This is a genomic window from Sphingobacterium sp. SRCM116780 (assembly GCF_021442025.1).
Classification (GTDB): Bacteria; Bacteroidota; Bacteroidia; order Sphingobacteriales; family Sphingobacteriaceae; genus Sphingobacterium.
In genome coordinates, this window is the sequence record NZ_CP090446.1 from 1514581 (window position 1) to 1528496 (window position 13916).

Genomic DNA, 13916 nt, shown 5'->3' on the forward strand with positions numbered 1-13916 from the left:
ATCGTTAAATATTTACATTTCGATCTGATGTCTATCACGAATAAAGTACTTATTGAAATAAAAATTTTACAAAGGTTTGTTTTATACATGAAAGCTGGAAATAAGCGAAGTCAGTAACATATCCGAATACACTTATAACTTTACGATTGGATATAAAATGAATTTTGTGATCGTATAGATCTTATTGTTGTAAAAATCCCTATTTTAAGGTCATAAAATACAAGTAAGGGATGGAAGCAATATTAAATAATCTTTAAATAAGTATATTTGCTGAAACTGTCGAGTAACAAAAATAGAATGCAAAAAAATAGAGTAGGACTTATTGGTAGTGGGAGTTGGGCTACAGCAATGATTAAGATGCTGGGAGATAATCCTGTTAAAAAGGATATACACTGGTGGGTTCGCAAACAAGAAGATGCTGAATACATTAAAGAACATAGAAGAAATCCAAGTTACTTAAGTGCGGTTGAAGTAAAATTAGATACGAAAAATATTTCTACAGATGCTAAAGCAGTCATAAAAGCATCTAATATTATTATTTTGAATACGCCTGCTGCTTATTTAAAAAATGCATTAAAAGATATTGATAAAGCAGATTTTGAGGGGAAAATAATTGTTTCAGCGATAAAAGGTATCGTACCAGATGAAAATCTGATTATTGGGGAGTATTTGCAGCAAGTTTATGATGTCCCATTGGACAATATCTTAGTTGTCGGGGGACCTTGCCATGCGGAAGAAGTCTCGTTGGAGAAGTTGTCTTATTTGACTTTCGGATCTAAATCTCAAGAAAATGCAGCATTGGTCGCTTCATTATTAGCATGTCGCTATATTAAAACCATTATTTCAAATGATGTATTTGGTATTGAATATGGTGCCGTATTGAAAAATATTTATGCATTAGCAGGAGGAATCTGTCATTCTTTAGGGTATGGAGATAATTTTCAAGCTGTTTTGATCTCGAATGCTATTCGTGAGATGGAAAAATATGTGGAGACAATTGATCCGGACGTCAATCGTGATATAAACAAATCTGCCTATTTGGGAGATTTGCTAGTAACCGCGTACTCTCAGTTCAGTAGAAATAGAACTTTTGGAGCAATGATCGGTAAAGGATACAGTGTACAATCCGCTCAACTTGAGATGAATATGGTGGCCGAAGGTTATTATGCATCAGCATGTATTCAACATTATATGCGCAAACATCAGATTGAATTGCCTATCTGTGAAGCGGTGTATCAAATTATATATCAGCATCAATCTGCGGCTATAATCATTAGCCAATTGGCTGAAAAATTAAGTTAGTTTATGATGATCGATAGAATAAAGATAGCTGAAACCTATAAAACAATTCAAGATGAAATCTGTCAAGCGCTTGAACAATTAGATGGATCAGCAACATTTGAAGAAGAGGTTTGGGAACGTGAAGGCGGTGGAGGCGGACGCACCAGAATCATTCAAAATGGTAACATATTTGAAAAAGGTGGTGTAAATTTTTCTGCTGTTCATGGTAAATTATCTGAACAGATAAAGAAATCATTTGGAGTGGACGAAGATGAATTTTTCGCAACTGGCGTTTCCATTGTTATCCATCCAAATAATCCTTTTGTCCCAATTATCCATATGAACATTCGTTATTTTGAATTGAACGAACAAATTCGTTGGTTTGGTGGTGGTATTGATTTGACACCACATTATGTGCTAGAAGAAGATGCACAATTTTTTCATCAACAGTTGAAGAATGTTTGTGATGCTAATCATCCTGATTTTTACAAGGATTTTAAAAAGTGGGCAGATGATTACTTTTATGTTCGTCATCGAGAAGAAACTCGTGGAATAGGTGGTATTTTTTATGATAAATTGACTCCTGAGAAGACAGGCTTGTCGTATGAAGATATCTTCATTTTTTCTTGTGAATTGGGACGTTCATTTACCCCAACTTACACAGAATTAGTAAACAGAAATCGAAACAAAGTCTATTCCGATAGCAACAAAAATTGGCAATACTTACGTCGGGGACGTTATGTAGAGTTCAATTTGGTTTGGGATTCCGGAACTAAATTCGGTCTGGAAACGAATGGTCGCATCGAATCTATTTTGATGAGCTTACCGCCACAAGCAAACTGGGCTTATGATTTTCATCCTGAGGAAGGCTCAGAGGAAGCTAAAACACTTTCTTTATTGAAGAAAGATATTAATTGGATAAATTAAAATTAATCTACAACCTAAATGGTTTCTTATCAGAAATTTGTACTTAAAAATGGTCTTCGCGTTCTTGTTCATGAAGACAACAACACGGCTATGGCTTGTGTTAATATATTATATGATGTTGGTGCACGTGATGAATCACCAGATCAAACAGGATTTGCACACTTATTTGAACATTTAATGTTTGGCGGTTCGGTTCATATTCCAGATTATGATACACCACTACAACGTGTAGGAGGAGAGAACAATGCGTTTACAAGTAATGATATTACAAACTATTACATTACATTGCCCTCATCAAATTTAGAAACTGCGTTATGGTTGGAATCGGACCGCATGTTGAGTCTTTCTTTTTCTGAACAAAGTCTGGAAACACAGCGGAGTGTTGTTTGTGAAGAATTTAAACAACGCTATCTAAACCAACCTTATGGAGATGTTTGGTTAAAAATGAGACCATTAGCTTATCAGGTTCATCCTTATCGTTGGGCAACTATTGGTAAAGAATTAAAGCATATCGAAGATGCAAAAATGGAAGATGTAAAAGCATTTTTCAAAAAACATTACACCCCACAAAATGCTATTATGGTCATTGCTGGCGATGTAAAATTTGATTCTATTAAAACTTTGGTAGAGAAGTGGTTCTCAGATATTCCTGCAGGAAATAAATATGTAAGAAATCTGCCTCAAGAACCAAAACAACATGCACAACGTAGAGAAATTCTTGAAGCTGAAGTGCCTTTGGATGCTTTGTTTATGTCATTTCATGCTCCAGCGCGATTGGATAAAAGCTACCATGCCATGGATTTAGCTTCTGATTTGCTTTCTAGAGGTTCATCTTCTCGCTTATACCGCCGTTTGGTAAAAGAACAAGAATTATTTAGCGAAATTAACGCTTATGTGATGGGAAGCATAGATCCTAATTTATTTATTATTGAGGGAAAACCTTCGGAGGGTGTTAGTCTAAGTCAAGCTGAAGAAGCGATTTGGAAAGAATTAGAGTTTTTAAAAGTTACCCAAGCTACAAGAGAGGAGCTTGAAAAGGTGAAAAATAAAATAGAATCAACAAATGTTTTTGCTGAATTATCGATTCTTGATAAGGCAATGAATTTAGCTTATTATGAGCTATTGGGAGATGCAAATGGGTTAAATACCGAAACAGATAAATACTTAGCTGTTGCCGCCGAGGATATTCAGAAACAAGCACAAGAAATTTTTACAAAAGAAAATTCATCTATATTGTATTACAAAGCAAAGGAGGTGTCTCATGCTGAATAGAGCTGAAGCGCCTATAGCCAATCCTATTGGAGATATTCATTTAAAAAGTCCAAAGGTACTTTCCTTTGAAAATGGTTTACCTGTTTATGTGTTTCATTCACCTGACCAAGAATTGGTACGTATTGAATGGATTTTTAATAATGTTTTTAATGAAACGGAAAATCCACTTTTAAATAGTGCATTGAGTGCCTTATTGAAAGAGGGGACAATAAATTATACCAGTGCAGCTATTGCGGATAAGGTAGATTTCTATGGTGCTTATTTAATGCCGGAATATGGGTTTGATATTACTTCTTTGACCTTATATACCTTAAACAAGCACAGTGCAGTTCTTTTACCCTTAATTAAAGAGATTCTGACAGCATCTACTTTACCTCAAAAGGAGCTAGATACTTATTTGAGAAATAATAAGCAGAAGCTTCAGGTATCTTTGCAAAAAAATGATTACTTGGCAAGAAGAACGTTCTATAATCATGTGTTTGGTGTTACGAATCGTTATGGAAAAACACCCTCTCTTGAAGAATATGACCAGATTCATAGAGATGACTTATTGGCGTTATATCACAAACAATTTGATCCTTCAAATTGTCAATTGATCGTATCCGGGAATGTATCAGAAGATCTGTTGAAAGAACTTAATCAGCAGTTTGGCAACGAATGGCATTCGGAGCAAAAAGATCATCCTGTAGCACCTGTATTGCAATCAAATCTTAGTCAATTGATCTATGAAGAGAAGCCAGATGCTTTACAATCTGCTATTCGAATTGGTATGCCAAGTATCAACCGAACACACCCTGATTATCCCGCAGTACAATTTGTAAATACGTTGCTGGGTGGTTTTTTTGGTTCTAGATTGATGCGAAATATTAGAGAAGAAAAGGGGTATACGTATAGCATTGGATCTGCAGTGGGGACCTTAAGATATGGTGGTTTTATGACTATTGCAACTGAAGTTGGGGTAGAAGTAACGAATGACACACTCGTAGAAATTGAAAAAGAAATTGAAACCTTAAGAACAGTATTCGCTGAAAAGGAAGAACTTGATTTAGTGAAAAACTATATGTCTGGTTCTATGCTTGGTTCTTTAGAAAGTATATTTTCTCATGCTGATAAATTCAAAAATGTCTTATTATCAAATATGGATTTATCTTATTATGATAATTACATGACGCTGATCAATGGAATGACAGCTGAAAAGGTAAAGGAAATTGCCATTAAATACTTTGATTATAATCAAATGATCAAGATTGTGGTCGGAAAAATGAATTAAAAATAGCAATGGTCTTCTAATTGTAATTATAGATTTACAATACTAAAAAACCATTCATACTTTGTATTTTTGTTCGACACAATGATGTATCGAACAATTTAAAAATTAAAATTCGTAATGGAATTGAAACTCAAGAAACCGTTAGCATTCTTTGATTTAGAAACTACCGGAATCAATATATCAGCAGACAGAATTGTTGAAGTATCTATATTAAAGGTACTTCCTAATGGAGAAGAACAGGTCTATACAAAACGAATCAATCCGCTTATGCCGATTCCGGCAGAATCATCTATGTTTCATGGTATTTATGACGATGATATTATTGATGCACCTACATTTCAAGCAGTAGGTCAAGAAATTGCCGACTTTATTGGCGATGCAGATTTGGCGGGGTATAATTCGAATAAATTTGATATTCCGATGCTCATGGAGGAGTTTCTTCGTGCAGGAGTAGATTTTTCTTTAGAAAACCGTGTTTTCGTTGATGTTCAAAATATTTTCCATCAAATGGAACAAAGAACATTGAAAGCTGCATATAAATTCTATTGCCATGAAAGTTTAGAAAATGCCCATACAGCTGAAGCGGATGTGCGTGCTACTTATGAAGTTTTGAAAGCACAGTTAAGCAAGTATGAAGGGGCTGTATATGAAGATAAACATGGTAAACAATCGGTTCCTGTTGTTAATGATGTGCAAGCATTATCAGCATTTACGAATTTGAGTAAACCAGTCGATTTTGCTGGTCGAATTGTTTACAATGAAGATGGAATAGAAGTAATTAATTTTGGTAAACATAAAGGACGACCTGTCAAAGAAGTTTTTGAAGTAGAACCTAGTTACTACGCTTGGATGCAAAATGGAGATTTTCCTTTATACACCAAAAAGTGTTTAGAAAATATTTGGAATAGTCATAAAGCAGCAAAAAAAGCAGCGAAGTCTACTGAACCAATTCACGCTGCTGAAGATAAGAAACAAGCTAAAAAAGATTTTCAAAAACAAGAAAATAAAAGTTCAGCAACGGAGATAACAAATGATATGTTAGCAAGTTTGAAAAATAAATTTGGTTAATCTTCAGTTCTGATCAAGTAAAACAACATTTTATAAATTAGTATTTTATGTCTCAAGAAGTAGAACATCTACAGTGTTTAATTATTGGTTCTGGCCCTGCTGGATATACTGCTGCTATTTATGCAGCACGTGCTGATATGAAACCTGTTATTTATACAGGGATGGTACCAGGAGGTCAATTGACGCAAACAACTGAGGTTGATAATTTCCCTGGATATCCAAAAGGAATTACAGGTCCCATTATGATGGAAGATTTGCGTATGCAGGCAGAACGCTTTGGTACAGACGTTCGTTTTGGTTATGCAACCAAAGTAGATTTTTCAGGATCGGTTCATCAAGTTGAAATAGATGGTATCAAAACGATTACGGCTGATACAGTGATCATTGCGACAGGAGCGACGGCAAAATGGTTGGGATTGGATAGCGAACAAAAATACAATGGTTTCGGTGTATCTGCATGTGCGGTATGTGATGGATTTTTCTTTAAAAATCAAGAAGTAGCTATTGTTGGAGCAGGTGATACTGCAGCTGAAGAAGCAACTTATTTAGCTAAATTATGCTCGAAAGTACATATGTTAGTTCGTCGTGACGAATTTAGAGCATCAAAAGCGATGGTACATCGCGTATTAAATACACCAAATATTGAAGTGCATTATCATTCAGAAGCTCTTGAAATCTTAGGTGATGGTCAAGTTGTAACGGGTGTTCGTGTTTTAAATAATAAAGATCAATCGGAAAAATCATTGGATGTAACGGGATTTTTTGTTGCGATAGGTCATCAACCGAATACAGATCTTTTCAAAGGTATTTTGGATATGGACGAAACAGGTTATTTAATTACACAACCAAATACAACTGCGACAAACATACCAGGGGTATTTGCTTGTGGTGATGTGCAAGATAATGTTTACCGTCAAGCAATTACTGCTGCTGGTACTGGTTGTATGGCTGCTTTAGAAGCAGAACGTTATTTAGCGGCTAAAGAGGATATTGTATAAAAAACAGCAATTGTAAAAAAACCAGATCTTTCATAATAGATCTGGCTTTTTTATGCATGTCTACGACTATCATTACAATAATCCTTTGGCTTCCTCCATCTCAAATACGGAATCAATTTGCCAACAAGATTTATCTTTAGATGCTTTCACCGCTAATTGATCACAACGTTCATTCAAGGGATGTCCCGCATGACCTTTAACCCAAACGAGTTTAACTTGATGTAATTTATACGCATTCATCAGTCGAATCCACAAGTCTTTATTTTTTTTGCCAGCAAATCCTTTTTGAATCCAGCCATATACCCATTTCTTGTCAATGGCATCAATCACATATTTTGAATCAGAGTATATCGTAACCTTTTGGTTTAAATTTTTCAAAGCTTCGAGACCAACAATTACAGCCATCAATTCCATTCGATTATTCGTAGTTTTACGATAACCCCCAGAAAATTCTTTCTCAATCAGTTTTCCCTTATATGCTTCATTATCTCCTGTATACACTGTTCTTAGTATCGTACCGAATCCACCAGGTCCTGGATTACCACTTGAAGCACCATCTGTATATAATTCAATCATCTGTACAAAGATAATTTAATCCTTTAAAATAGCGATTTTAAGTTTGAATTGCATGAATAAATTCTTATTTTTCCTTTTTAAAACCCAATATCTTACTTAGTTATCATGATTCGAAAGAAGTCTACATTATGTGTGTTTTTAATAGCGATGTCTAGCTATAACGTTTTTGCGCAGAAAAATCAAAACAAGCAAGAGGAAGTAAAAAAAATGGAATGGTTTGAAGACGCTAAATTGGGTGTTTTCATCCATTGGGGAATTTATTCTGTGAAGGGAATCTCTGAATCTTGGGCTTTTTTCAATAATTATATCAGTCATGAAAACTACATGAAGCAGTTGAACGGATTTACAGCCAGTCAATATCAACCAGAAGAATGGGCCAATTTGATTCATGAATCTGGGGCACAGTATTCGGTGATCACCACAAGACATCATGACGGTATTTCATTGTGGGACAGTAAGGCAAACAATGCCATTACTACGACAAAAGATGCTGCTGCAAAAAAGGATGTATTAACGCCTTTTATTGCGGCTCTCCAAAAAACGGGATTGAGAACAGGCTTGTACTATTCTTTGCCGGATTGGAGTCATCCTGATTACGATGTCAATACCCGAACAAAAAAACGTTATGTAGTTACTGATGATACCAAGCGTTGGAGTCGATTTGTTAACTATTACCAAGGTCAATTGGAAGAATTGTCAAAAGCATATAAACCTGATTTAATTTGGTTTGACGGGGATTGGGAACATAATGACCAAGAGTGGCATGCTTCTGAAACGTTAACCAAACTTCGGAGATACAACCCGAATATCATCATAAATTCGAGACTTAATCATCATGGGGATTATGAAACACCGGAACAAGGCATCCCTGTTGTTCGACCAGAAGCTAAGTATTGGGAGCTCTGTTATACGATGAATGACTCATGGGGTTACCAACCTTTTGATCAACATTATAAATCACCAAATATGATTGTCCGCACTTTGGTTGATTGTATTGCTATGGGAGGTAATTTATTGGTCGATATCGGCCCTAGAGAAGATGGAACAATTCCAGAGCAACAAGTTCAAATATTGAAAGAATTAGGGAGATGGACATCAAAGTATAAAGAAGGAATTTATGGAACCAGAGCAGGTATTGCTAGCAAGTTTTTAACGGATAAAAATGCCTTTTCCAAAGATGGAAAAACACTCTATGTTTATATGGATAACATAAAAGATAAATTGGTCTTGACTGGTTTATATACGAAACCGACATCAGTACGATTTGTTGGAAATAAAGAAAAGATTAATGTGAAATATGATGGTTACACCCTTAATCTCAACTTACCTACTGATAATTTTGATCCTGCTGTGACGGTTGTAGCCATTACATTTGCTGAAAAACCTGATTTTAGACTAGACAGAAAAGAGACTATTCCGACAGCCACTTCAATAGCTAAGGAAAGTAAACTTGATGCAGCAATAGCTGAAATCAGTAAGTACACCGCACAGGGTTCAAATCTATTTCAAGATAAAATTAGTTTAGATGGTGATATACTGGATACGAATTTGCAGTTCTCTTCAAAAGAATTAAAGGACTGGGTGACAAAAAATGCAGAAGTTTTACATGATGCACAAGCAGGAATTGTAGAAGGGCATTATGCGGGCTTAAGTGCTTTGTCCAAAGATAACCAGACGCTTTATCTTTTTGTTGAAGGCACTCCGACTGGGCCAATTGCTGTAAAGGGGCTTAAAAATACTATTGCTCGTATTCGCATTGTCGGTGAAGGGTCGATGATCGGGCATGATATCTTCAATAAATTGTATTGGAGTGCAACACCAGGTATTGTGTATATTGATGTACCAAAAGAACGATTGGATAAAAAAATGACCGTAATTGCAGTTTTATTGGACAAACCAATTGAATTGTATCGGGAAAAGGTCGGTGCTATTGAAAGTAATTTATAAATTTGTAAAGAGGCAATTAAAATTGCCTCTTTTTTATGCATATGAAAAACTTTTTGCCGATTATCTTCTTTTTATGTTTTCTATCTTGCCATAACGGAAATGGAACACAAAAACAAAAATCGCTTGCGGATTCCCTTGCCAATGCTGTTCTTAAGCAACAAATGGATATAAGAACACTCGCAAATTCGGATCATTTCATGTATTTTGATGAGGCTTATTTTCAACATTCAACAGATATAAAAAAGTTAACAGGGATCGAGAAAATTAAAGCTCAGGTTGTTTCCTATAGGATTTATAAAAATTTAAGTTTAGAAAATAACCGGTATGTTTTTAAGGTAAAATCTGCTTTGGATCTACATATACCCAATAGTATATTTGTTAATTTTGAAAGAGCGTTTATTGAATCGAATAAAAAGGCAGCCAATAGTAATGATTCTTTACTATTACAATTACCCATTAATTTCCAAGATTCAGTTTTAACTTGGTAACATAAAATGAAGTGCCGTATATGAAAAAAAAGATTGTTGTTTTTACAGGAGCTGGTATTTCAGCTGAAAGTGGTATTCAAACCTTTCGTGACGCCAACGGCTTATGGGAAGGTCATCATGTGGAAGATGTTGCCAGCATTGATGGGTGGAATAAAAATCCAAGTCTTGTACAGAACTTTTATAATATGCGGCGTCAAATAGCACTGAATGCAGAACCAAATGCTGCTCATTGTGCCTTAGTGACTCTTGAAAAGGTATTTGATGTACATATTATCACACAAAATGTCGATTTATTACATGAACGTTCTGGCTCTTCTCATGTACTACATTTGCATGGAAGATTGGATCTGGCTTGCTCATCACTCGATAAACGATTGATTTATCCTGTAGTTGGACATGAAATTAAGATGGGAGATTGCTGTGAAAAGGGCTCACAATTACGTCCAAATATTGTTTGGTTTGGTGAATCTGTCCCGAATATGGAACCTGCTATACAGCTTTCAGAACAGGCAGATATCATGATTGTTACCGGAACCTCTTTAACGGTATATCCTGCTGCGAGTTTAGTAGAAGTTATCGTTCCTACATGTGACTTATATGTCATTGATAAACATATAAATCTTGCTCGTATACCAAAAAAGTCGATTACAATGGAAGGAACTGCTTCAGAGATGGTTCCAAAGTTGGTGAACCAATTAATAGCCCACAATACAATTTTGTAATCTATTTCTTCCGCTAACGTTTTCGTAGTTGAAGCAAACGTTTGCATAACCTGTATTTCATCCTTATAACGCTTAATAAACCTATATTTAAGTTTTAATAAATCGTCAAACTAATTATCCCTCCATCTTATCTTATTCAGATCATTGTTGAGTATGGGTGGATTTTATGAAATATTATGATAGTCAACAAACTGAATAGAATAGCTTTGCTAATCACCATCTTTATTGTTAGTTACAATTCAGCTAAAGCGCAATTATCGATTATACCTAAACCTGAACGTATACAGGTATTGGAGGAAGAATATGTCTTTCCAGCATCAAGTAAAATTAACATATTGGATGAAGAATTTGAATCTGTTGGCCGATATCTTCAGCAACAACTTCTTTCCAAATTTGGTTTTACGAGCACCATTGCTCCTAATAAATCTGTTTTTTCCTCTATTCAATTTGAAAGAAGGGCAAGTCTAGAACAAGAGGAATATGAAATAAAAATTGAAAAAAATATCCTTACGGTTTATGCGAGTACTCGTGTAGGTGCGACTTATGCTGTAAGTTCGATACTACAAGCTTTTAGTTTTGGAAAACGCTCTCCGCAGAACATCAGTATGAAAGCCTTTGCGATAAAGGACAAACCGGCTTATCCATGGCGTGGTTTTATGCTTGATGAATCGCGTCATTTTTTTGGAAAAGAAAAAGTAAAATCGCTATTGAATTGGATGGCTTTTTATAAACTGAATAAATTTCATTGGCACTTGACAGATGAACCTGCATGGCGATTGGAAATTCAAAAATATCCACTCTTGACACTCGTTGGTGGTATCGGAACCTATACTAATTCATTAGCTCCTGCAGCATATTACTCACAAGCAGATATAGCCGAAATAATCGCTTATGCTGATGAACGACAAATCGAAGTTATTCCTGAAATTGATATGCCGGGACATGCAACAGCAGCGAACAAGGCTTATCCGCAATTAAGTGGTGGTGGAAATGATAAGCATCCAGATTTCACTTTTCATCCAGCAAAGGATCTTACATATAGTTTTTTAACGAATGTATTGCGAGAAACGAAAGCATTATTCCCATCTTCCATTATTCATCTCGGCGGTGATGAGGTCTCCTTCGGTAGTGACGCGTGGAACTCGGATAGTGCTATACAGAGGTTAAAAAGCAAAGAAAATCTAAAAGATAATAAATCCGTAGAAAATTACTTTATGCGTCGAATGGCAGATTCGTTAAAGACCATGGATGCGACTTTATTGGTATGGGATGAAATGGTTGATGCGGGCTTATCGAAAGATAAAACTCTTTTGATCTGGTGGAGACATGATAAACCGGAACAATTAACAACAATATTGAAGTCTGGTTACAAAACAATATTATCACCAAGATTGCCATTCTATTTTGACTTTGTACAAGAAGAATCGCATAAGTATGGTCGTAAATGGGGAAAATTGTACAATCCTTTAGAGGATGTTTATAATTTTTCTCCAAGCAATTATGATTCACTAGCGATTGAAAAAAATCAAATTTTAGGAATTCAAGCTAATCTTTGGACAGAGACTGTCACCAATACCAATCGATTGGATTATTTAATTTTTCCTCGGATTGCTGCATTAGCTGAAGTAGCTTGGACAAAAAAAGGGAATAAAAATTATGAGGAGTTCAAGGAATCATTGAAGAAACACTTGAATTTGTATCGTGAAGCAAATTTATATTATTATGATCCTTTTAATAAATCTAATCCAGAACCTGTAGTCATGAAGAAGGTACAGCGTTCTTATATAGATAACCCTGAATAACCCCATAAAGATGACTATTTTTTTGAAAAAATCCTTTCTTGCAATAACTTTGATGATCTTGGCATCTTCTGTTAACGGACAGTGGACTGGTCCAAAGACTAAACCTACAGCATTAAAAGAAATCAAATATGGTCCGATATCACCAGCACATCGAACTGATGTCGATATGGTCACATTTCGGAACTATGGATTGGGACAATTTATACACTGGGGTTTATATGCAATTCCAGGAAACGAGTGGGAAGGTGTCAGTGCTAGGGGTGGAGCTGCCGCATCTGAGTGGATCCGATCTTGGGGAGGTACTACTGCACCAAAGGATTGGGTGAAGACTTATGACAATCTTTATAAAGAATTTAATCCTAAAGATTTTGATGCCAAACGTTGGGCTAAACAGGCGAAAAATATGGGTGCTAAGTATGTGATTTTTACGACAAAACATCATGATGGTTTTGCCATGTGGCCTACTCAATATTCCAATTATAACATCAGCAAAACGCCCTATAAAAAAGATATCGTAAAGGAAGTGGTAGATGCATATACAGCTGAAGGAATTGATGTATACTTATATTTTTCGATTTTAGAATGGAATAATCCAGACTATATGGGAAAAGAACCTAAAACTCCTAAAGAGAAGAAAAAATTCAATCGATTTCTACAGTATACCCGCAACCAGTTATTGGAATTGATGCAAAACTATCCGCAAATGAAAGGTTTTTGGTTTGATGGTACTTGGGATCAATCTTGGATCAAATCTTACGAATTTACCTATAATTTAGAAAAGGAATTACGAGAAAAACATCCAGGAATAATCATTGGATCTCGCTTTCGTAACGATGAATATGGTAAACGACACTTTGATGCTAACGGTCGTATGTTAGGCGATTATGAACAAGGGTGGGAGCGTAAATTACCTGCCGATATTTCTTGGTTAGAAGGTCGTGATTGGGATTGTGTGATGACTATTCCACCTAATGGCTGGGGTTATATGAAAGATTGGTCCGGTCTTTATACAAAAACAACTGATGACATTTTAGACATGCTACTTTATTCGGCATCTTTGAGCGGTAATTTTGTTTTAAATTTTGGTCCAGACGGGCAAGGGAATATGCATCCTGAAGAGGATAAAATCGCTAAAGAGCTTGGAGAATGGATGAAAGTAAATGGAGAAGCCGTTTATGGAGCTCATCATGCAGGAATGACCAATTCTAAGCTGGGTTACTTCACCAAAAAGGAAGACAATCTGTACCTAACTGTTTTCAATAGACCAATCAATAATAGTGTAAGGGTATCGGTTCCTAAAATAGCAAGCGAAGTTCCATTAACAGCAACATTATTGGCGAATGGGCAATCTTTAGCGGTGAAGCATGCAGATATAGGTCTAGATCTAGACAAAAACACCTATTATGATGTACTTATACCCAACATCTTTCAAACGGATAGGGCATTTGTGATAAAAATGAAAGTTGGAAGCCAGGTAGTCAAGGTTGAAAAATTAATGGATGCTAAGATGTAATGCTATTTTTTAGCTGATTTTTATTAAAAAGCTAAAGTACTTTGATGTTAAC

12 protein-coding genes are annotated in these 13916 nt (G+C 35.6%); 11 read left to right on the forward strand and 1 reads right to left on the reverse strand.

Going from position 1 to position 13916, the window contains the following annotated elements; translation table 11 throughout:
• The first annotated feature begins 297 nt into the window (after positions 1 to 297).
• From LZQ00_RS06725 to trxB, 6 genes are all read left to right on the forward strand, one after another.
• Positions 298 to 1302, forward strand: coding sequence for an NAD(P)H-dependent glycerol-3-phosphate dehydrogenase (locus LZQ00_RS06725; RefSeq protein WP_234513661.1), 1005 nt, complete (start codon positions 298 to 300; stop codon positions 1300 to 1302).
• A gap of 6 nt (positions 1303 to 1308) precedes the next feature.
• Positions 1309 to 2208 (forward strand): oxygen-dependent coproporphyrinogen oxidase, encoded by a 900-nt coding sequence (gene hemF / locus LZQ00_RS06730; protein ID WP_234513662.1) that lies wholly within the window; start codon positions 1309 to 1311, stop codon positions 2206 to 2208.
• 18 nt (positions 2209 to 2226) lie between these two features.
• Positions 2227 to 3480 (forward strand): M16 family metallopeptidase, encoded by a 1254-nt coding sequence (locus LZQ00_RS06735; protein WP_234513664.1) that lies wholly within the window; start codon positions 2227 to 2229, stop codon positions 3478 to 3480.
• Positions 3470 to 4750 (forward strand): M16 family metallopeptidase, encoded by a 1281-nt coding sequence (locus LZQ00_RS06740; protein ID WP_234513667.1) that lies wholly within the window; start codon positions 3470 to 3472, stop codon positions 4748 to 4750. The genes LZQ00_RS06735 and LZQ00_RS06740 overlap by 11 nt, the downstream gene beginning before the upstream one ends.
• Positions 4751 to 4867: 117 nt before the next feature.
• Entirely contained in the window at positions 4868 to 5818 is a 951-nt protein-coding gene (locus LZQ00_RS06745; RefSeq protein WP_234513668.1) for a 3'-5' exonuclease, read from the forward strand.
• A 47-nt stretch (positions 5819 to 5865) separates the two neighbouring features.
• The gene (gene trxB / locus LZQ00_RS06750; protein WP_234513671.1) at positions 5866 to 6816 is read left to right on the forward strand and encodes a thioredoxin-disulfide reductase; all 951 of its coding nucleotides are present in this window, start codon (positions 5866 to 5868) and stop codon (positions 6814 to 6816) included.
• A 72-nt stretch (positions 6817 to 6888) separates the two neighbouring features.
• Here trxB and rnhA read toward each other — a convergent pair whose 3' ends face one another.
• Positions 6889 to 7392 carry a ribonuclease HI gene (gene rnhA / locus LZQ00_RS06755; protein ID WP_234513674.1) on the reverse strand — a complete coding sequence of 168 codons (504 nt, stop codon included), beginning with the start codon at positions 7390 to 7392 and terminating at the stop codon, positions 6889 to 6891.
• 105 nt (positions 7393 to 7497) lie between these two features.
• On the opposite strand from rnhA, the gene LZQ00_RS06760 reads away from it, so the two are divergent.
• The 5 genes from LZQ00_RS06760 to LZQ00_RS06780 all read left to right on the forward strand — a co-directional run bounded on the left by LZQ00_RS06760 (position 7498) and on the right by LZQ00_RS06780 (position 13864).
• Positions 7498 to 9339, forward strand: coding sequence for an alpha-L-fucosidase (locus LZQ00_RS06760; protein ID WP_234513675.1), 1842 nt, complete (start codon positions 7498 to 7500; stop codon positions 9337 to 9339).
• Positions 9340 to 9380: 41 nt separating this feature from the next.
• Positions 9381 to 9827 (forward strand): hypothetical protein, encoded by a 447-nt coding sequence (locus LZQ00_RS06765; protein ID WP_234513678.1) that lies wholly within the window; start codon positions 9381 to 9383, stop codon positions 9825 to 9827.
• A 20-nt stretch (positions 9828 to 9847) separates the two neighbouring features.
• Entirely contained in the window at positions 9848 to 10549 is a 702-nt protein-coding gene (locus tag LZQ00_RS06770) for a Sir2 family NAD-dependent protein deacetylase (protein WP_234513681.1), read from the forward strand.
• 176 nt (positions 10550 to 10725) lie between these two features.
• Positions 10726 to 12351 carry a beta-N-acetylhexosaminidase gene (locus tag LZQ00_RS06775; RefSeq protein ID WP_234513684.1) on the forward strand — a complete coding sequence of 542 codons (1626 nt, stop codon included), beginning with the start codon at positions 10726 to 10728 and terminating at the stop codon, positions 12349 to 12351.
• Positions 12352 to 12361: 10 nt separating this feature from the next.
• Entirely contained in the window at positions 12362 to 13864 is a 1503-nt protein-coding gene (locus LZQ00_RS06780; protein WP_234513687.1) for an alpha-L-fucosidase, read from the forward strand.
• Positions 13865 to 13916: the final 52 nt, after the last annotated feature.

What these genes read in the sequence shown, in the direction of transcription:
- LZQ00_RS06760 (WP_234513675.1), top strand. Translation starts at nt 7,498, where the DNA reads ATGATTCGAAAGAAGTCTACATTATGTGTGTTTTTAATAGCGATGTCT.
- LZQ00_RS06765 (WP_234513678.1), top strand. Translation starts at nt 9,381, where the DNA reads ATGAAAAACTTTTTGCCGATTATCTTCTTTTTATGTTTTCTATCTTGC.
- hemF (WP_234513662.1), top strand. Translation starts at nt 1,309, where the DNA reads ATGATCGATAGAATAAAGATAGCTGAAACCTATAAAACAATTCAAGAT.
- LZQ00_RS06770 (WP_234513681.1), top strand. Translation starts at nt 9,848, where the DNA reads ATGAAAAAAAAGATTGTTGTTTTTACAGGAGCTGGTATTTCAGCTGAA.
- LZQ00_RS06735 (WP_234513664.1), top strand. Translation starts at nt 2,227, where the DNA reads ATGGTTTCTTATCAGAAATTTGTACTTAAAAATGGTCTTCGCGTTCTT.
- trxB (WP_234513671.1), top strand. Translation starts at nt 5,866, where the DNA reads ATGTCTCAAGAAGTAGAACATCTACAGTGTTTAATTATTGGTTCTGGC.
- LZQ00_RS06780 (WP_234513687.1), top strand. Translation starts at nt 12,362, where the DNA reads ATGACTATTTTTTTGAAAAAATCCTTTCTTGCAATAACTTTGATGATC.
- LZQ00_RS06775 (WP_234513684.1), top strand. Translation starts at nt 10,726, where the DNA reads ATGATAGTCAACAAACTGAATAGAATAGCTTTGCTAATCACCATCTTT.
- LZQ00_RS06740 (WP_234513667.1), top strand. Translation starts at nt 3,470, where the DNA reads ATGCTGAATAGAGCTGAAGCGCCTATAGCCAATCCTATTGGAGATATT.
- rnhA (WP_234513674.1), bottom strand. Translation starts at nt 7,392, where the DNA reads ATGATTGAATTATATACAGATGGTGCTTCAAGTGGTAATCCAGGACCT.
- LZQ00_RS06745 (WP_234513668.1), top strand. Translation starts at nt 4,868, where the DNA reads ATGGAATTGAAACTCAAGAAACCGTTAGCATTCTTTGATTTAGAAACT.
- LZQ00_RS06725 (WP_234513661.1), top strand. Translation starts at nt 298, where the DNA reads ATGCAAAAAAATAGAGTAGGACTTATTGGTAGTGGGAGTTGGGCTACA.